16 protein-coding genes are annotated in these 18,680 nt (G+C 68.5%); 13 read left to right on the forward strand and 3 right to left on the reverse strand.

All coding sequences use genetic code 11. The features are described 5' to 3' along the window. Positions 1-182: 182 nt before the first annotated feature. On the reverse strand, positions 183-749 hold the full coding sequence (locus tag E6A21_RS01175) for a mycothiol transferase (protein WP_138442302.1): 567 nt from the start codon (positions 747-749) through the stop codon (positions 183-185). A 62-nt stretch (positions 750-811) separates the two neighbouring features. On the opposite strand from E6A21_RS01175, the gene E6A21_RS01180 reads away from it, so the two are divergent. The 3 genes from E6A21_RS01180 (at position 812) to E6A21_RS01190 (ending at position 3,249) form a co-directional block, all read left to right on the forward strand. After that, positions 812-1,162, forward strand: a complete 351-nt coding sequence (locus E6A21_RS01180; protein WP_138442303.1) for a holo-ACP synthase — start codon at positions 812-814, stop codon at positions 1,160-1,162. A 4-nt stretch (positions 1,163-1,166) separates the two neighbouring features. Then, a complete protein-coding gene (locus E6A21_RS01185) occupies positions 1,167-2,615 on the forward strand; it encodes an NAD(P)H-hydrate dehydratase (protein ID WP_138442304.1) in 1,449 nt (482 codons plus the stop codon). A 103-nt stretch (positions 2,616-2,718) separates the two neighbouring features. After that, positions 2,719-3,249, forward strand: coding sequence for a hypothetical protein (locus E6A21_RS01190; protein ID WP_138442305.1), 531 nt, complete (start codon positions 2,719-2,721; stop codon positions 3,247-3,249). A 24-nt stretch (positions 3,250-3,273) separates the two neighbouring features. Here E6A21_RS01190 and galE read toward each other — a convergent pair whose 3' ends face one another. Beyond that, the gene (gene galE / locus E6A21_RS01195) at positions 3,274-4,287 is read right to left on the reverse strand and encodes a UDP-glucose 4-epimerase GalE (protein WP_138442306.1); all 1,014 of its coding nucleotides are present in this window, start codon (positions 4,285-4,287) and stop codon (positions 3,274-3,276) included. A gap of 1 nt (position 4,288) precedes the next feature. After that, complete coding sequence (locus E6A21_RS01200) at positions 4,289-5,788, reverse strand: sugar transferase (protein WP_246036116.1); 1,500 nt, start codon at positions 5,786-5,788, stop codon at positions 4,289-4,291. Between the two features lie 507 nt (positions 5,789-6,295). Here E6A21_RS01200 and E6A21_RS01205 point away from each other — a divergent pair. The 10 genes from E6A21_RS01205 (at position 6,296) to E6A21_RS01255 (ending at position 18,618) form a co-directional block, all read left to right on the forward strand. Continuing rightward, the gene (locus E6A21_RS01205; protein WP_171041215.1) at positions 6,296-8,080 is read left to right on the forward strand and encodes an ABC transporter ATP-binding protein; all 1,785 of its coding nucleotides are present in this window, start codon (positions 6,296-6,298) and stop codon (positions 8,078-8,080) included. Between the two features lie 83 nt (positions 8,081-8,163). Continuing rightward, complete coding sequence (locus E6A21_RS01210) at positions 8,164-9,039, forward strand: glycosyltransferase family 2 protein (RefSeq protein ID WP_246036117.1); 876 nt, start codon at positions 8,164-8,166, stop codon at positions 9,037-9,039. Further along, positions 9,036-10,046 (forward strand): CgeB family protein, encoded by a 1,011-nt coding sequence (locus tag E6A21_RS01215; RefSeq protein ID WP_138442310.1) that lies wholly within the window; start codon positions 9,036-9,038, stop codon positions 10,044-10,046. Before E6A21_RS01210 ends, E6A21_RS01215 begins: the two co-directional genes overlap by 4 nt. After that, positions 10,043-11,188 carry an RNA-binding protein gene (locus E6A21_RS01220; RefSeq protein WP_138442311.1) on the forward strand — a complete coding sequence of 382 codons (1,146 nt, stop codon included), beginning with the start codon at positions 10,043-10,045 and terminating at the stop codon, positions 11,186-11,188. Before E6A21_RS01215 ends, E6A21_RS01220 begins: the two co-directional genes overlap by 4 nt. 11 nt (positions 11,189-11,199) lie before the next feature. Then, positions 11,200-11,895: an acylneuraminate cytidylyltransferase family protein gene (locus tag E6A21_RS01225; protein ID WP_342777832.1), complete on the forward strand. Its 696-nt coding sequence runs from the start codon at positions 11,200-11,202 to the stop codon at positions 11,893-11,895. Continuing rightward, a complete protein-coding gene (locus tag E6A21_RS01230; RefSeq protein WP_138442313.1) occupies positions 11,892-14,132 on the forward strand; it encodes an N-acetylneuraminate synthase family protein in 2,241 nt (746 codons plus the stop codon). The genes E6A21_RS01225 and E6A21_RS01230 overlap by 4 nt, the downstream gene beginning before the upstream one ends. Then, on the forward strand, positions 14,123-15,265 hold the full coding sequence (locus E6A21_RS01235; RefSeq protein ID WP_138442314.1) for a glycosyltransferase family 4 protein: 1,143 nt from the start codon (positions 14,123-14,125) through the stop codon (positions 15,263-15,265). Before E6A21_RS01230 ends, E6A21_RS01235 begins: the two co-directional genes overlap by 10 nt. A gap of 263 nt (positions 15,266-15,528) precedes the next feature. Further along, positions 15,529-16,638: an O-antigen ligase family protein gene (locus E6A21_RS17730; protein ID WP_212745855.1), complete on the forward strand. Its 1,110-nt coding sequence runs from the start codon at positions 15,529-15,531 to the stop codon at positions 16,636-16,638. Next, complete coding sequence (locus tag E6A21_RS01250; RefSeq protein ID WP_138442316.1) at positions 16,604-17,668, forward strand: glycosyltransferase family 4 protein; 1,065 nt, start codon at positions 16,604-16,606, stop codon at positions 17,666-17,668. Before E6A21_RS17730 ends, E6A21_RS01250 begins: the two co-directional genes overlap by 35 nt. Continuing rightward, complete coding sequence (locus tag E6A21_RS01255; protein WP_138442317.1) at positions 17,665-18,618, forward strand: glycosyltransferase family 2 protein; 954 nt, start codon at positions 17,665-17,667, stop codon at positions 18,616-18,618. The genes E6A21_RS01250 and E6A21_RS01255 overlap by 4 nt, the downstream gene beginning before the upstream one ends. Positions 18,619-18,680 lie beyond the last annotated feature (62 nt).

The raw sequence follows: 18,680 nt of genomic DNA on the forward strand, positions 1-18,680 counted from the left end.
CGCCCCCCACCCCCACCACCCGTTTCGGGTACGGCTAATCGCGCCCTTCTGGCGTTTCGGGTACGGCAACTCGCGCCCTTCTGGCGTTTCGGGTACAGCAACTCGACCTCCGGCCCGGCAGGGTGGAGTTGGTGTACCCGAGACGGGTTCGGGGTGGGAGTTGGTGTACCCGAGTCGGGGGGTCAGCGGGAGGCGAGCAGCCCCTTCACGTAGGCGGCCTGCCCGACGTGCTGGGTCGAGTCGTTGAGGATGCTCACGAGCCGCACAGCAGCGGTGACGGGCGGGTTCCACCGCCGGTCCACGACCTTCCCGAGGTCCTCAGCCGAGAGTCCGCGGAGGACCTCGACCGCCCGCTCGTGGACAGCGTCGTGATAGTCCGCAAGGAGCTGCGGCTCGATCTGCGGGAAGGCCGCGACGTCCTCCGGGCCGTGCCCATAGCCCGTGCTCTGCTCCGGGTACGGCGTGCCGAGGCGCCGGCGCCATTCCGTCCAGAGCTGCCCCGGCGGCATGGGGTGTTCCCGCCTCGCTGCCGCTTCCGCTCCGCCGAGAACATCGGCGAGCGCCGCGAAATGGTCGTCAATGATCCGGGTGAGGTGCCATAGGATCCACCCGGCCGAGTTCGTCTCGGGCGAGGGCTGCTCGACGAGCCGCTCCGACGAGAGGCCGAACACGACGCGTTCGACGCTCTCGCGGACCCTGCCGAAGCCATCTTCGAGGATGCTGATCGCCCAGTTCTGCTCCGCTGTCATGGGGCCACCCTAGCCCCGGCCGGCCGCCCAGGTGGAGGGCATGTGAACGATACAGTAGGCCCATGGCTATCATCGGCATCGGCGTGGACGTCGTGGACATCGACCGGTTCGAGCGGCAGCTCGAGCGCACTCCCGGCCTGAGGGATCGGCTCTTCGTCCCTGCCGAGCGCGAGCTCAACGCCCGCTCGCTTGCCGCCCGGTTCGCCGCGAAGGAGGCTGTCGCGAAGGTGCTTGGCGCTCCAGCCGGCATGAACTGGCAGGACTGCTGGATCGGGCTCGACGCCTCCGGCCCGACGATCCAGATCAAGGGCACGGTGCTCGCCGTCGCGAAGGACCGGGGGGTCCGCACCTGGCACCTCAGCATGTCGCACGACGGCGGGATCGCCACCGCGATGGTCGTCGCAGAAGGCTGAGCGAATGCTCACGGCGTTCACCGGCAGCCAGATCCGTGAGGCCGAGCGCCCCCTTCTCGAGCGGGGCCTGGGCCCCGAACTCATGGCCCGTGCCGCCCACGGTCTGTACCGGTCGCTCGTCGCAGAAGTGCGCCGCCTTCGGGGCGCCCTCTACGGGGGCCGGGTCACCGCCGTCGTCGGCAAGGGCAACAACGGCGGTGACGCGCTCTTCGCGCTCGCTGAGCTTGCCGGTCGCGGGGTGCGGACGACGGCGGTCCTCACCTCGGGTGCGGCCCATCCCGCTGGCCTTGCCGCGTTCGAGGCGGCCGGGGGCGTGGTGGAGCGGACGCTCGGGGAGGCGGACGTCGTCGTCGACGCCGTCCTCGGCACGGGCTCGAGCGGGGACTACCGCCCGCCCTTCCCACGGCCTGCAGCGACCGTCGTCGCCTGTGACCTCCCCTCGGGCGTGGACGCGGACTCCGGGAGTGCGTCGCAGGAGGTGTGGCGGGCTGATGTGACCGTGACGTTCGGGGCGCTCAAGACCGGGCTCCTCGCGGGGCGCGGCCGCGAGCTCGCAGGCCGTGTCGAAGTCGTCGACATCGGACTCGGGGAATACCTGCCGCGCCCGGACGCCTACGTCCTCGAGGCGGAGGACGTCAGGGCGGTCCTTCCGGAGCCCCGCGACGACTGGCAGAAGTACACGCGCGGAGTCCTGGGCGTCATCGCCGGCTCTGACGAGTATCCCGGAGCGGCCGTCCTCACTACTGCCGCGGCCCTCGCGACCGGCGTCGGGATGGTCCGCCACATCGCGCCTGAGAGCGTGCGCCGTGCGGTCCTCGCTGCACATCCCGAGGTGGTCGCGTCCGGCACTCCTGAGGGGCGGGTGCAGGCCTGGGCGGTCGGTCCGGGCATCGGCGACGACGCCGCCCAGCACCGGGCCTTCGAGGTTGCCCTGGACTCGGGACTTCCGATTGTCGTCGACGCCTCGGGACTCGATCGGGTCCCGGGGCCGAGGTTCGACGGCCGTGCCGTCCTCACTCCGCATGCAGGTGAGCTGGCCCGCATCCTGTCTCGGCTCGGTGTCGAGGTAGGACGCCCAGAGGTCGAGGAACGACCAGTGGTGTGGGCCCGTCGCGCCGCAGAGCGGGTCGGCGCGACGGTACTGCTCAAGGGGCCCGCGACCGTGTGTGCGGCGCCCGACGGCACGGTGTGCATTCAGGCCGTGGCACATCCGTACCTCGCGACCGCGGGTTCCGGTGACACCTTGACGGGAATCGTGGGAGCCCTCCTCGCAACGACCTCCGACGTGCGGCCGGTGCACGCGGCCGCCGCTGCGGCGATGATCCACGGGAGAGCAGGGCGAATCGCAGCCGAGAGCGGTCCGTTCGGCGCCGGTCAACTTGCGCCGGCCGTACGGCAAGCGGTTGCGGCGTTCCAAGGAGGCTTCACAGAGCCTCCCTCGGGGCTTCGATAGACCCGCGGCCGGCCCGCCGGTAGAACTGGGGGCGGGCATGCAGCAGCATGCTCACTACTTCAGGAAGGTCGGGGGACCAATGGAAAAAACAAGGGGCAGCGAAGTGCTGCCCGAAATCGAGCGACGTCAGGTGGTCAAGACGGCGGCGTGGGCCGCGCCGGTGATCGCCGCTGCAGTCACCGTGCCGATGGCGGCGGCGTCGCAAGGGTTCTGGGATGTCGGGATTACGGGGAGGTGTTCGACCGGACTCCTCGGAATCCTTGGGCAGTCGCGCCTGGACTTCATGATCACCGCAGTGCAGGGGACGATCCCGGCAGGGACAGCCTTCACGCTCTCGTCGAGCGCGCTGCTCAACGTCGCGGCCCTCGGGGCGAGCCCGAACGGGCTCCTCTCGATCTCACTGCTGAGCGGCTCGTCAGCGCTTCTGACTCTCACCTCGCCGCTCGTGCAGGGAAGCTCCGTGGGCATCAACCTGCTAGGTCAGCTCGTGACCGTCGGGCTCGTCTATACGTACACGCTCCAGCTCAACGGGAATGACCACCCCTCGAGCCCAACGACGGCGGCGCCCAACTCGGCCTCGCTGTCGGTTCTCGCCCAGATTAACCTCGGGGTCAGTTCAGTGGTCTGCCTCTGACGGCGGGTTGATCGATCCGGGCGGCTACACTCCGTAGCCGCCCGGATTGAGGCGCTGCCAGCGCCAATGGTCGGCGACCATCTCGGGGAGCCCATGACGCGCCTTCCAGCCGAGCTCCTGCTCGGCCTTGGAGGTGTCGGCGAACGAAGCCGGAATGTCTCCGGGGCGCCGCTCGACGAAGCGGTAGGGGATGTCCCGGCCGACAGCTTCGGAGTAGGCGCTCAGCACCTCGAGGACGCTGTACCCGCGCCCGGTTCCAAGATTCCATGCACGGGCTCCCGTCTTCGAGACGATCCAGTCGAGGGCCGCGACATGGCCTTTGGCGAGATCGAGCACGTGGATGAAGTCCCGGATCCCGGTCCCGTCGGGTGTGTCGTAGTCAGACCCGAAGATTCGGACGAAGGGGCGCAGGCCGACGGCCACCTGCCCCACGAGCGGAATGAGGTTCGTCGGGGTGCCCCGCGGATCTTCACCGAGCCGACCGGATGGATGCGCCCCGACGGGGTTGAAGTAGCGCAGGATGCCTATAGACCATCGGTCGTCGGCGGCCGCGAGATCGCCGAGCATCTGCTCGATCATGAGTTTCGTGCGACCGTACGGATTCGTAGCGGAGAGTGGTTCGTCCTCGGGGACGGGTATGGTGCGCGGGGCGCCGTACACGGTCGCTGAAGACGAGAACAGGAGGCGCCTTGCGCCGCCTTCCTCCATCGCCTCGAGGAGGTTGAGCGCGCCACCTACGTTTCCGAGGAAGTAGGGCAGCGGGTCCATGGTCGAGTCGCCGACGGACTTGAGGCCCGCGAAATGCACGACGGCGTCCGGAGCGGTGGCGGCCAGAGCGCGCCTGACGGCGATGGAGTCCGAAAGGTCGGCGGCGAGGCAGGGGACAGGCATGCCTGAGAGCTCCTCGATACGTCTTATCGCCACAGGAGACGAGTTCTGGAAGTTGTCCAGCACGGTGACCTCATGCCCGGTTTCCAGAAGCGTCAGGACAGTGTGGGATCCGAGATAGCCGGCGCCGCCGGTGACCAGAATTCGCACGTCAGTATGCACCATTCTTGGCGGCGACGGCTCCCACGGTGCGAAACAGGATGATGACGTCCTGAATCATGGACCAATTCTCAACATAGTAGAGGTCCAATTTGATGGCATCGTCCCATGAAAGGTCACTCCTGCCGCTCACCTGCCACAGCCCCGTGATTCCCGGTTTGATGAGCAGCCGGCGGTGCGCGAACTTGTCGTACCGTTCGACCTCTTGGGGGAGCGGCGGTCTCGGACCGATGAGGCTCATGCTGCCCCCCAGCACGTTGAAAAGCTGCGGTAGTTCATCCAGCGAATGACGCCGGATAAACCGCCCGAATCGCGTGACGCGCGGGTCCGCGCGGAGTTTGAAGAGGGGTCCGCTTCCTTCATTTTTGTCGTGGAGCCCAGTGAGCTGCCTTTCCGCCCCGACCACCATGGAGCGGAACTTCAGCATTCGGAACGGCTCACCGGCGCGCCCGATCCGGGTCTGGCGAAAGATCACCGGACCTGGGCTGTCGAGCTTCACCCAGATGGCGATCAGGAGCATGGGCACGGCCAGCAGAGCGAGGAGGACGACGGCCGCGATGATGTCGAAGCCCCGCTTCGCGAGGCCCTTCGGACCGTCGAGCCGTGGGGTGGTGACGTGAATGAGCGGGAGCCCCGCGACTGGCTGGGTGTGGATGCGAGGCCCTGCGACGTCCGTGAGCGCCGGTGCCATGACCAAGCCCACGTCGCGCGTGGCGAGGGCCCAGCCGAGCTGCCGCAGGGCTGACGGGTCGAGGCTCGCGCCGCCCGAGACGACGACGGTGTCCGCACCTGAAGCCTCCACGGCGGCGAGAACGCCGTCGAGGTCCGGACTCCGGCGGGCGACGGGCATGCTCAAGCCGTGCTGCGCGCCCCCCGTACCCTCGCCTTCCCCAGCGGTGTCGGGATCCGTGACGTAGGCAGCGACGGGGCGGTACCCGGCCTCTGGATGCCGGCCCAACTGAACGTGCAGGTGCCGCACGCTCTTCGATGCTCCAACGAGCAGGACCCGTCGGAGCGCGTTCCCCGACTGCCGGTCCCGGATGAGGGCGCTGCGCAGCAGCCGACGACCGAAGAGCAGGCAGGCCAGGCCGAGAGGCAGGGCGACCGCGACGTAGCCGCGCGCGGTCTCGAGCTGCAGGACGTAGGAGAGGACCGCTATGCCGCCGAAGAGCCAGAGTGACGCCGAAGTGACTCGCTTGTACTCCTCAGGACCATAGCCGAGGACCCGCACGTCCCGGGAACCCGAGAGCCCGAGGGCCGCCCACCACGAAAGGCCGAGCACGAGGCTGACGAGCCCGTACGGGATGGATCCTTGGCCGAGGTCGGCGGAGGACCCCTCCGGGCCGAAGCGGAGCAGCTGTGCCCCCGCCATAGCGACGCCCACGCTCGCGAGGTCGGCCAGTGCGAGGTGCGCGGCGCGGCGGCTGCGGGCTCTGGTCGCCGTGCTGGTCTGGTCGGCCTCAGCCGTTCCGGTCACAGCCGTTGCGGTCACATTTGTGTCCGGATTCGGTGCGACATTGTCCGGAGGCTTAATTCGACCCGTCACATCTGCGAATAGCGCTGGTGTCATTTGTTCCGCGCACTCTCCCAATCCGTCACATTCGTGACTTTGTCACGATCGCTATTGTCCCGTCCCCTGAATAAGAGGCCAGTCTCTGCAGCACTCTTGCTCATCCTGCCCCCATGAATGCAGCCGACATGTGTGTTCGAGCCCGTCTGAGCTGCGCCGCCGCGAGCATATCCGAGGCCCAAAGCCGGCGATCAAGTCGGACCATTCCAGGCGCAGTCCGAGCCCTCGGCGAATGCGCAGCCGGATTGGCTGGATGCTCGGGGAATTCCGAGCGGACTGTGTCCCGCGGCTACGCTGTTCCGAGCACATTGATCCATGGGGGAAATATGCGTTTTATGGGGGAATTATGCGTCCGTCCATGGTCCGGGCGGTGGGTCCGACGGTGAGCCGCGGCCGCCCGACAGTGCGTCCGGCGACGGCGGAGGCACTGTGATCGAAAAGCTGAAGACCGTCCGGGGGCTCGTGCCAGGCCCAGTTGCCGGGCGAACGGTCTTCTCGATTGCCGGTTCCTGTCTCGTGGCGGTGCTCGACATGCTCGGCGTCGCGGCCGTGCTGCCGCTCATGCAGATCGTCACGGGAGCCTCATCCGGGACCGCCGGGACCGCCGGGGCCGGCTGGGCGGCTCGCCTTGTCGGTTCCGCTGAGCCGGCCGTCCTGATCCCTACGATGGCGAGCCTCATCGCAGGAGCCTTCGTCCTCAAGAGCCTCGTCACCATCGGCTTCCGGTGGTGGCAGCTCGGCTTCACGACGCGTCTAGAGTCCGAGGCGTCGGTTGAGCTCATGCGCCGGTACGTTCAATCGCCCTATGGGAAGCACCGACTCCGCAACGTGGGCGAGATCAGTCGTTGCCTCGAATCCTTCGTGCCCCAGACGTTCTCGCAAGTCGTCCAAGGCCTGCTCAACTGGATCACGGACGCGATCACGCTGCTCGCGCTAGTCGTCGTGCTCCTCTTCATCTCGCCCTTGGCGACGCTGCTCGCCGCCGTCGTCTTCGCTGGCTCGGGCTGGGCCGTCCAGCGGGCGCTGCGTCCCCGGTTCGGAAGAGTCGGGGAAACGATGGCCAGAGTCGATCTCGATTCATGGTCCGCCCTCATGCCTGCCCTCAACGGCTTCCGCGAAGTGCGGCTCGCAGGAGCTGCGGAACTCTTCCTCGCGAGACTCGCCCGGGCCAAGCGCGAGCGGGCGCACGCTCAGCGCGAGCTGTCCCTCATCTCGGAGCTTCCGAAATACGTTCTCGAAGTGGCCTTCGTGCTCGGCATCGGTGCTGTCGCCGCGCTGCTCTTTGCGACTCAGACACCAGGAGAGGCGGCCTCTGCCATCGGCGTCTTCGCGGTGGCTGCAACCCGCATCCTCCCTACCGTCAACCGACTCATCGCGACGACTGGGCTCATCCGTTCCGGGGAGAAGGCCCTCGTGGTCCTGGCCGCCGAAGTCCGAGAGCTGGACCGCACCGACCGCCATCCATCGGCCCCGCCGGGCAGGGAGTACGACGGCGACATCCGCCTTGAGAGCGTGACGTTCGCCTTCCCGGACGCCGACGCACCAGTGATCAGCAGCGTCTCCACCACGATCGAGCATGGGCGGACCACGGCCTTCGTCGGAGCGAGCGGCGCCGGGAAGAGCACTCTTCTCGATCTCGTCCTCGGGCTTTTGGCACCGACGAGCGGGTTGATCACGTGCGGCGGCGTTGACACGAGGGCCGACCTCAACGCCTGGTACAAGGGGCTGGGCGTTGTGCCGCAGGAGGTCTTCCTCCTCGACGACACGCTTGAAGCCAACATCACCCTCGGCGCGCGTCACACGGACTCCCAGCTGCTCGACGAGGCCGTCCGCCTCGCTCAGCTCGGCCCCGTGATCGCGGATCTCCCGGAGGGACTCGGAACCCGCCTCGGTGAACGCGGCGTGAGGCTCTCCGGAGGCCAGAGGCAGCGGGTCGGGATTGCACGTGCCCTGTACCGGCGGCCCAAAGTCCTGGTCCTCGACGAGGCGACGTCCGCATTGGACGGCGCAACGGAGTACCGGATCACGGAAACCGTCGAACGCCTGAGCGGGACCATGACGGTCATCGTGGTTGCGCATCGGCTCTCTACCGTCCGCCACGCCGACAAGATCGTCTTCCTCTCCTCTGGCTCTGTCACCGCACAGGGCACCTTCGAAGAAGTGCGCGCGCTGAGTCCGGAATTCTCGGAGCTCGTCTCCTTGGGGCAGGTGTGAAGGTGGCATCAACGGGTCCGGGAGCGCTCCGGACAGACACTCCATGCCCACAGGGGAGACGCGACGGCCCTCGGGTCTCCGTGGTGATTCCCCACTACGGCGAGGCGGCACCCACCCTGCGGCTTGTCGCAGCCCTGAGAGCTCAGGAGCCTACGCGCCCGGAACGGATCATCGTGAGCGACGACGCCTCGCCGGCTCCCTTTCCTCCAACCGCGGGTGTCGAGGTTGTCCGCCGCACTAAGAACGGAGGCTTCGGCAGCGCCGTCAATTCGGGGATGGAACTCGTCGAGACGCCGTTGGCGCTCGTGCTCAACAGCGACCTCACTGTGGGGCCCACCTTCGTGCACGATCTCGTCGCCGCCGCGATGCCCTGGCAGCCCGCCGTCGTCAGCCCACAGCTGCACGATCCCAGCGGCGTCCCCCAATGGGTCGGGCGCCATTTCCCGACCGTCGCCCACCAGACCGCAGAGTGGCTCACTCCTCTCGCCCGCTTCCGGCATTTCACCGCCGTCCACGAAGCGGTCGGGCACAACTCCAACTGTGTGGACGGCACGGTTGTCCCCGTCGACTGGGTTGTCGGCGCAGCCATGCTGCTGCCGGTTGACGAGTTCCGCGCAGTTGGCGGATTCGACGAGACCTTCTTCATGAACGCCGAGGAGGTCGACCTCCAGCGGCGCCTTCGCGCCCGGGGCGTGCTGTCGGTGTTCGTCGGCACCGTCACAGCCCTGCACGCGGGCGGCGCTTCCTCCGACCCAGCCCTCCGGCGTCAGTGGCTCGTTGCCGGGCGCCAGATGTACGCCCGGAAGTGGGGTAGTGAACGCAGGCTCCAAGCGGCCCTTGCCGTGGCCTCGGTCGCCAATGCCGCGGCCAACGCCGTCCGACAGCTCATGGGCCGGGATGTGAGCGCACTCGGCACCCTTCGCCGCGAACTCGCATATCTTGCTCGGAAGGAAGCATGAGAAGCCGTCTGCTCCTTCTGGTCACCCCGGCATTCCACGGCTACCACCGTTCGATTGCCCGGGCCTTCGCAGGCCGGGCCTACGACGTTGTGACCCACTGCTACGACGCGTTCGAAACGTTCGCCGACAAGCTCCGCAACAAGGCATGCTTCGAACTCCCCGCTCGGTTCGGACGTGAAGAAAGCGGCCAAGCCGAGGCATGGGCAACGCGCCGCGCCCTTGCTGTCCTTCGCGAGGTGCGGCCCGACCGCGTCGTGGTGATAAAAGGTGACACCCTTGGCGCTGAGTTCTGGCAGGAACTCGACCGGCGCAGCATTCCCCGCATCCTCTGGCTCTACGACGACCTGGCGCGCCACCGTTACACAGAAGCGTTCCTCCGGGGTGTCGGGCCGGTCGTCACGTATGCCCGAGCCGAGGCTCGGCAACTGTCCGAGCGCGGCATCGCGTCGACGTTCGTGCCCAATGCCTTCGATCCTGAGCTCGCCTTGCCGTCGCCCCGGCGCAATGGGGAGGTTGTGTTTGTCGGGGCCCGCTATCCCAATCGGGTGGACTTGCTCACGCAGCTATCGGAGGCGGGTGTCCCGGTGAGGGCGTACGGGCGTCAGTGGTCCCATCACCCTTTCGACCGACTGCGCACGTGGGAGCTCGTGCGGCCCTCCGTTCCCTCCGAACGCGACATTCCCCTCGACCGCGCCTACGCCGTCCAAGCCGAGGCTGCGGCCGCTGTGAATATTCACGGCCCCCAAGCCGGCTTGGCCATGCGGACGTTCGAGGTCCCGGGGATGGGCGGACTTCAGCTCGCAGACCGTCCGGACATCGGCGAGTTCTACGACATAGGCAAGGAAACCCTCGTCTTCGAGTCAGCCGCCGAGCTCGTGGAACTGGCCACGCGCGCACAGCGCGACCGCGTCTGGTCCGAACGCATCCGCGAGGCCGGGCGCCGTCGAAGCCTCGCCAAGCACACTTTCGCCCACCGGGTCGCCGAGGTGGATGCGCTGTGGGCGTGACGGGGCAGGGACTCCTCTTCCCGCGCGACATCGAGGCTTGGCACGCGTGGCAGGGGCGCCAGCGCGGGCTTCAGGGCATCCGTGCGGCCTTCTTCCGCCAGACCCCGGCCAGCCTGTGGCTCGCGCTTCGCGGGACGGCTCCGGCGGTCCTGATCGGCCTCGACGCCGAGACTCCAACCCAATTGGCGTCCCTCGTTCGTCCGCTTGCGCTGCTCCCCGATCTCGATGCGGCTGTGCTCATGCCTGCACGACGTCCGGGCGTCCTCCCCGGAGGCGGTTGGCGCTGGCTAGAGGTGACTTCGGTCGCCACCCGCAGGCCCGACAGCGGCGCGGCCTGCGCTGACGCGCGCGAAGCACCAGCCGTCTTGGGCTCTGTCCGGGCGGTGGTGACGGTCGGTCACTTCTTGCGCGCCGGCGCCCTGGCCAACCACTGGGCGGGGCATCTGGGAGCGGAAAGGGTCGTCGTCCAGCACGGTCTCCTCACCCCGCACGCACCCCCCTTGCCGCCGGAATCGCGTTTCCTCGCCTTCACCGACCAGGACGGCGAGTTCGCGGCTGCGGGACGAGACGACGTCGTGTATTCGAGCATCGGCTCCCAACTCCTGTGGACGGCCGGGAACGATCGGTCGAGGTCGATGCCGTGTGAAGGGCAGCGACCGTTGTACCTCGGGCAGCTTCATGGGGCGGAGCTTCCGCGCGGCATCAAACGCCGAGTTGCCGCGGACTTCTGCCGCGCAACGGGGGCGGTGTATCGGCCGCATCCTGCGGAGACCGATCTCGCGTCCCGCGCCCAGCACGCGCGGTGGGAGAGGCTCGGCATCATCGTCGACCGTTCCGGACGACCGCTCCGTGAGCTCGGACACCCAGTCGTCTCGGCCTTCTCGACGGGAGTGCTGGAGGCCGCGGCGAGAGGCATACCCGCGTGGGTCGTCTTCCCGGAAGCACCTCGCTGGCTCATCGAATTCTGGGACCGCTATTCGATGCGCCGTTGGGGCGGGCCGCCCACCGCGCCTCCGCCCAGGGCGCCACGCGAACCAGCCTCCGCCGTCGCCGATCATCTCGACCAGTTCATACGGGACCGCCTCCGGCCCGCGTCCGGGAACGGGCCATCCACAGCACAGCATCCAGGGGGAAGAAGTTGACCATACTCTGCGTGATACCGGCCCGAGGCGGTTCGAAGGGCGTCCGCCGAAAGAACGTCCGCGCCGTCGCGGGCAAGCCGCTCGTCGTCTGGACCATCGAACAGGCCCTGCGCGCCCGCCCACGCCTCGACGTCCTCGTGTCCACGGACGACGAGGAGATCGCTCAGATCGCCCGCGAGGCAGGGGCCGACGTGCCCTTCATTCGACCAGCGGCTCTGGCACGGGACGAGACTCCGACCGAGCCGGTAGTCCGGCACGCTATAGCCGCCCGTACTCAGCAGGGTCGACGCCCTGACGCCGTCATGCTGCTCCAGGCGACATCACCCGTGCGCTTCCCAGGGACCTTGGACCGCGCGGTCGCGGAGTTCGAGGCGAGCGGCGTCGACTCACTGGTCGGAGTCGTGCCGCAGCCGCCTTTTCTCTGGCTGTCCGGCGAGGTGCCTTTCGCGGCATACGACCCAGCCCACCGTCCCCGGAGGCAAGAGCTCGACGCATCGGGCTACGTGTACCGCGAAACCGGATCCCTATACCTCACCCGCACCGGGATCTACGAGCTGGGCGGCCACCGCGTCGGGGGCCATGCGGGCCTCTTCATCATGGACGAGCGCGAAGGCCTCGACGTGGACACCGAGTTGGACCTGCTCATCGCCGGACACCAGCTCGAGTGGCTCGGCGACGCGCTCGTCGGCAAGGACCCAGAGCTGTGATCATCGAGCGGAACATCGCCCCCTATGTCGTCTTCGCGGAGGCCCCGATTCTGTCAGCGCTGGCGAAGATCACCGCCAATCAGGCGCGGATCGCCTTCTGCGTCGACGAGCACGGGGTGCTTCGAGGCTCCCTCTCCGACGGTGACTTCCGCCGATGGATCGTCGAGAACCCGACGGCAGAGCTGGACGTTGCGGCCATCGCCGTAGCAAACCCAGCAGTGCGCAGTGCCGCCGCCGGGACTCCGATCAATGCCCTCGGCACCCTCATGGGGCCGCAGATCCTCCACCTCCCACTCGTCGACGAACGGGGCCGCCTCGTGGCCATCGCTGTGGACCGCCCCGACGTCCTGACGATCGGAAAGCGGGAGATCGGGGCTGGCCATCCGGCCTTTGTGATTGCCGAAATCGGGAACAACCACAACGGGTCCGTCGACCTCGCCTGTCGCCTCGTGGACCTTGCCGCGGAAGCGGGAGCCGACGCCGTCAAGTTCCAGCTGCGCGATCTCGACGCGCTCTACCGTCAGGCCGGTGGCTCGAAGGCGGGGGAAGACCTCGGCGCCCAGTACACCCTCGACATCCTTTCACGGTTCTCGCTGCCTGCCCCGAAGCTGTTCGACGTCTTCGACCACTGCCGCGACCGCGGCGTCGACGTCATGTGCACTCCCTGGGACGCACCGAGCGTGACCGCACTCGTGGACTACGGCATCCCGGCACTCAAGATCGCCTCGGCCGACCTGACCAACCACGGGCTTCTACGAGACGCTGCGTCGTCGGGACTGCCCCTTGTGCTGAGCACCGGAATGTCCCGGGAAGACGAGATCCGAGAGTCCGCCTCCCTTGTGCGCGGGCTTGGCGCGAGCTTCGCCCTGCTCCACTGCCAGTCCTCGTACCCGGCGCCCTTCAAGGACGTGAACCTCGCCTATATGGATCGGCTCGCCGAGATAGGCCAGTGCATCGTCGGCTACTCAGGCCATGAGCGCGGATATCACGTGCCGGTTGCGGCTGTGGCCCGTGGAGCAAAGATCATCGAGAAGCACTTCACGCTCGACGTCTCGATGGAGGGCAACGACCACAAGGTCTCGCTCCTCCCGCACGAATTCGCCGAGATGGTCCGTTGGATCAGGGATGCTGAAGAGTCGATCGGGGAGAACGTCCCCCGGGAGGTCTCGACGGGCGAGCTCATGAACCGGGTGAATCTCGCGAAATCACTCGTGGCGGCCAGCCCACTCTCCGCAGGCCACATCGTCCAGGAGTCGGATGTCGACATCAAGAGCCCCGGTCGCGGCCTCCAGCCCAACGTTCTCCCGCGCCTGCTCGGCCGGACACTCCGGCGGGACGTAGCGCAGGGCGACTTCTTCTACCGGGGCGACCTCGACGACGTCGTGCCCACCGGACGCGACTTCCGCTTCCGCCGCCCCTGGGGCCTCCCAGTCCGCTACCACGATCACAGAGACCTCACCCGCGACTGCGCCCCCGACTTCCTCGAGTTCCACCTCTCCTACAACGACCTCGAAGTCGACGTCGAGTCCGTCTTCGCCGAACCACTGGACATGCGCTTCACGACCCATCTGCCCGATCTCTTCGCGGGGGACTTCCTCGTGGACCTCGCATCGCCCGACCGAGACATCTGGGAGCGGTCCATCGCGGAGGTCCAGCGAACCATCGGCGTCACGCGATTGCTCACAAGGTGGTTCCGCGAGGACGAGCCGATCCTCGTGGTCACGATGGGCGGGTTCACGCGAGACGGCCACATCCCCTCCGAACGAAGGGCGGGGATGTACGAGCGGATAGCCGACGCGCTGGGCCGGCTCGACACCACGGGCGTGCGGCTCGCGGCACAGACCCTGCCTCCGTACCCGTGGCTCATGGGTGGCCAGCAATTCCACAACCTGTTCCTCGATCCGATGGACACGGCCCAGTTCGCGGCCGCGACTGGAACCGGACTGTGCCTCGACGTCTCACATACGAAGCTCGCCGCCAACCATCTCGGCATCTCATTCTCCGAGACTGTCGAGCTCCTGGCCCCCCATACGATCCACCTCCACCTCGTCGACGCGAAGGGTGTCGACGGCGAGGGAGTCCAGATCGGCGAAGGTGAGGTCGACTGGGCGGCGCTCGCGGCACAGCTCGACCGGCTCGCGCCCGGAATCGGGTTCATACCCGAGATCTGGCAGGGTCATGTCAACAGCGGCGAGGGGTTCTGGACTGCGCTCGAGAGGCTTGAGCGATGGTTCTGAGCGTGCGGAGTCGGTCGGCGCCCCTTGGCGACCACCCGACGGCGCTCTGGGTAGTGCCGGTCGCCGACCTCGCCGGGGTGGCTCGGCACGTCATCGATGTAGCCGAGGTTGGCCTGCCCGGCTGGCGGCTCGTCGTTCTGTGCCCTGAGGGTCCCCTCGCCGAGCGCTTGCGGTGTGCAGGGACCGCCGTACACGCCCCGGATTTCGGTCCCTCGGCCGGGCTGCTCACCTCAGTGACCGCTCTGCGCCGTGCCATTCGCGCCCTCCGGCCGGACATCGTGCACGCGCACCTCGCCTATGCCGACATCACGGCTGCCCTGGCGACAAGGGGCTCGGGAGTGCTGCTTGCGACGACGGAACACGGGATCTCAGCGGACGACAGCGTGTATCACCGGGCTGCATGGCGCTCCCAGGCAATGGCAATGGTCCATGGAAGCCGGTTCGCCGCCACGGACGTTGCGATCGCTGTGTCCCAAGCGACCCGGGCGACAATGCTCGAGAAGTGGTCCGGGAGATCCGAGATCACCGTGATCCCGAATGGCGTCGACCGGCCAGCCATGGGTACACCGGCCCGCGCCCGGCAGGCCGTGTCGTCGGCGGCCTCCACGGCGCCCACGGCCGAGGGGGACGGGCTGCGCGTACTCTCGCTGGCCCGCCTCTCGCGCGAGAAGCGCCTCCCAGACCTCCTGCGGGCGTTTGCCGAGCTCCGGCGCATCGATCCGCGCGCGACGCTCACGCTTGCCGGGGAGGGGCCTGAACGGGCGCCCATTCAGGCGGCGGTCCGCGCGATGGGCCTCACGGATGCGGTGGACCTCCCGGGCTTCCTCGAACCCGTGAGTGCCATGGCAAGGGCAGACGTGCTGGTTCAGCTCTCGGTCTGGGAGAACTGCTCCTACACACTTCTCGACGCCGTCACGGCGGGTCTGGGCGTTGTGGCCACGCCCGTAGGCGGCAACCCGGAGATCCTCCCGGAGGGGTGCCTTGTCACCGCCGAGGATCCTCACGGCGTGGCCGAGGCCATCGTCCGGCAGAAGGACGACGACGACCGCCCGTCCCTTCCCCTCGGCTGGCCGACGAGGCAGGAGATGGCCGCCCGAATTGTGGAAGCCTACGGACGGGGTGGCGCGACGTGACTTCATGGCCTGCCCCTGCGCTGCCCGGACCTGCGCTGCCCGGACCTGCGCTGCCCGGACCTGCGCTGCCCGGACCTGCGCTGCCTGCCCCTGCGCTGCCCGGACCTGCGCTGCCCGGACCTGCGCTGCCTGCCCCTGCGCTGCCCGGACCTGCGCCGTGTCGGGCGGTCGGCGGAAGAGGGCGCCGCCGAACAGGCGAGAGCGGGACGCCGGGTACCGGGACCTCGACGTTTCTGGCGTTCCTGTGTGCGGCCGGCTTCGTCGTGGGCGGGCTCGAGGTGCCGGGGCTCGGCTTCCCCGTCGACTCCGTCGCGACAGGGCTGGCGGTCCTCGTGGGACTCGGCTCCAGGCCGAACGGTGCACCGCTTCCCCGGTGGATGCCGGTCCTAGCCTTCGCGGGCGTCCTGTGGATCGGTGCAGTCTCGATCGCGCTCGGCAGCCCGGATGTCAGGCGGCTGAGCCATCTAGCCCTCGACGCGGCCGCGATCGTCGTCGTCGCAGCCGGCCGCCTCGACCGCGCGGCCCTGGGGCGCGGCCTCGCGTTCGGAATGGTGGTCGGGGTGGCCTGGGGGACGGTGACATTCAAGGAGAGCACCTACGTCAATCGCCTCACGGGGATCTTCGGCGACCCGAACACGGCCGGGCTGATCATTGTCACGTGCGCGGGCCTCGCTCTTCCGGTGCTGCGCAGGGGAGTGAGCAAACTCGTCGTGGCCGGGGCCGCGCTTGCAGGGGTCCTGCTCACGGATTCGCGCACCACACTCCTCGCCGCATGCGCCATGATCGTCTGGATCGTGATGGCCCGGCTGCGCTTCAACCCGTGGATTGCCTTGGGCTTCCTCGCGGTCGGCACGCTCTGGGTCGTCAATGCCACGCGTCAGGGCCTCGGAGCTGACGCCTTCGCCGGACGGGCTGGGTCCGACGCACTGAGGGCCCGCATCGACGAGGCCGCGCTCGCGGACGTGGAGTCGAGTCCATGGTTCGGCCACGGTGCCGGGACAGCCCGCGCCGTCGTCGACGGGCTCTCGTTCTTCTACCACAGCTCCTATCTCTCGGTGCGGACGGAAGGCGGATGGATCGCGTTCATGCTCGTCGTCGGCCTTCTCCTCGCGACGTTCGCGGTCCTCGTCAGGCTCCGTCCCCGGCGTGTCCCGCTGTACGAAGCGAGCCTCATCGGGATCGCGGTGTGTGCGATCAATCTCGGTGAGGTGCTTATGACCGTGTCGTCCGCGGTCGCGGTGGGCATTTCGATGCAGTATGCGGCTATCACCCAATTTCCGCGGTCCGGCCCGGCGGCCGTTCCCTCGGTAGAGACTCAGCGTTCAGGAGGAATGGGACATGACGCACATCGTTCTCGCGGCCAACAACGGTGAGATTGGCGGAGGGGAGGTCATGCTCCTCGGGATCGCCGAGGTCCTCAGGGAAATCGGGGTCGACGTGCTCGTGCTCGGCCCGGAACACCCGGGAGGCCTCATTGCAGCTGCGCGAGAGCGCGGCTTCAACGTCGATGCGCTCCCGTGCCGAGGGCGGGCCGAGTACATGCTGGCGCTCCGGCGCTGGCGGAAGGCGCACCCCGAAGGGGTCCTCTGGTGCAACGGACTCATCCCTTCCGCGGCGACCGCGGGGATGCCGCAGCGAATAGTCCACCTCCATCAGCTCCCGCTGGGGCCGCAGCAGCTCATCGTTTCCGCTGCTCGCGTCAGGGCTCTGGCGACCCTCGTTCCATCCCAATTCATGGCCTCGAAGGTGCGAGGCGCGCGGGTGCTCGCGAACTGGTCCCCGGAACTCGAACGGGTGCTCGTTCCGCGGGGGAACGGTCCCGTCCGCCTCGGCTTCCTTGGGCGGCCGTCCGAGGCGAAGGGCATCCCGGTCCTGGCCGACGCTATGGCGCGCCTCCGGCACCGCGCTCCGCTCCGCTACTTCCTCCGAATCGCCGGTGAGCCGCGGTTTGTCGACGCCCGAGAGCGGGTCGTGGTCGAAGGCCGCATCCGGTCCCTCGGGCGCTCAGTCCAAGAACTCGGATGGATGGTCGCGGACGAGTTCTTCGGCACGATCGACATCCTGGTGGTGCCGTCCGTCCGCGACGAGTCGTTCGGACTTGTGGTCACGGAGGCCATGTCCGCGCGTGTTCCCGTCGTCGTGACCGATGCGGGCGCCCTGCCGGAGGTAGTAGGCCACGAGCACCCCTGGATCGCCCGCGCCGGCGACGCCGACTCCCTTGCAGACGTTATCGCTGCGGCGGCCACCGCGCTGCCGGCGGACGACGTCGTCGAACGCGCCCACAGGCGCTGGGTGGAGCTGTTCTCACCGGAGGTGGGTCGCGAGTCGGTCAGGAGCCTTCTGTCCGCGCTCGGGCTCGCGCCCGAGGAGAAGCGGGTCGAGCAAGCGGGGAGCACACCATGAACAAGCCAGCGGCGTCCGTGATCATCCCGACGCGCGGGGGTGCCGGGCGGCTGCCGGTCCTGCTCGCCGCGCTCGCGGCCCAGGACACGGAGGACTTCGAGGTGGTCCCCGTGGTTGACGGGGACGTCGATGGGAGTGAGGACGTCCTCCGCCGCTGGTCCGGGCAGCTGCCTTTGAAACCGGTCGTGCTCCCGCAGAATCGCGGCCGCGCGGCCGCTCTCAACGCAGGAGCCGAGGCGGCGGCCGGGCGCGTCCTCGTCCGCTGCGACGACGACCTAGAACCGCGCGCGAACTTCATCTCGGGGCACCTTGCCCGGCACGCGGCAGAGGCGTGCGGTGTGGTGGGCCTGACGACCAATGCCTTCCCAGACACCCCCTACGCGAGGGCGTACGGGCGCAAGGCCGATGCCCGAGCCATCGCCGCTGCGCTCGCGCTCCCTGCCCACCGGACCTGGCGGCTCTGGTCAGCCAACGTCTCGGTCCCTGCCTCCCTCCACAGACAGCTCCGCGGCTATGACGGGCGCTACCGCCGATACGGCTGGGAAGACGTCGACTTCGGCTATCGCCTGCACCGAGCCGGCCTTCCGGTTGTAGTCGCCCCCGAACTCATGGCGGTCCACCACGGCGCTTCGACGACGACGGCGGCACGCGCCGTTCGAGCGCTGCACTCAGGCGCCGCACGCGAGACGTTCGTGACCGTGCACGGCGAGGCCGCCATTCGGGAGTTCGACGGCAGTCGGTCGCGGGCCTCCCGCAGCCTGTGGGACAGGCTCGTTCGGGGCGCGAGCGCGGTCGCCACCGAGCGGACGCTGCGTGCCTACGGGACGCTCGCCGACGTGGCGGTTCGCGCCCTGCCTGCGGGCGTAGGGGAGAAGCTCATCGCGCTCGCCGTCGAATCGGCCGGGACCGCGGGCGTCAGGTATCCCGAGCGGGCGCGGGGGAGCTTCTAACGCCGCAGCAAGCACCGGTCGTCGCCTCGGGGCGATCGCAGGATCCGGTGGGGGAGACACGT

Origin of the sequence: Sinomonas susongensis, from assembly GCF_005877005.1 — a bacterium.
In the GTDB taxonomy this organism is placed as follows: Bacteria; Actinomycetota; Actinomycetes; order Actinomycetales; family Micrococcaceae; genus Sinomonas; species Sinomonas susongensis.

Excerpts from the sequence above, each read along its gene's own strand:
- E6A21_RS01175 (WP_138442302.1), bottom strand. The coding sequence starts at position 749 with ATGACAGCGGAGCAGAACTGGGCGATCAGCATCCTCGAAGATGGCTTC.
- E6A21_RS01180 (WP_138442303.1), top strand. The coding sequence starts at position 812 with ATGGCTATCATCGGCATCGGCGTGGACGTCGTGGACATCGACCGGTTC.
- E6A21_RS01185 (WP_138442304.1), top strand. The coding sequence starts at position 1,167 with ATGCTCACGGCGTTCACCGGCAGCCAGATCCGTGAGGCCGAGCGCCCC.
- E6A21_RS01215 (WP_138442310.1), top strand. The coding sequence starts at position 9,036 with ATGAGAAGCCGTCTGCTCCTTCTGGTCACCCCGGCATTCCACGGCTAC.
- E6A21_RS01235 (WP_138442314.1), top strand. The coding sequence starts at position 14,123 with ATGGTTCTGAGCGTGCGGAGTCGGTCGGCGCCCCTTGGCGACCACCCG.
- E6A21_RS01250 (WP_138442316.1), top strand. The coding sequence starts at position 16,604 with ATGACGCACATCGTTCTCGCGGCCAACAACGGTGAGATTGGCGGAGGG.
- E6A21_RS01255 (WP_138442317.1), top strand. The coding sequence starts at position 17,665 with ATGAACAAGCCAGCGGCGTCCGTGATCATCCCGACGCGCGGGGGTGCC.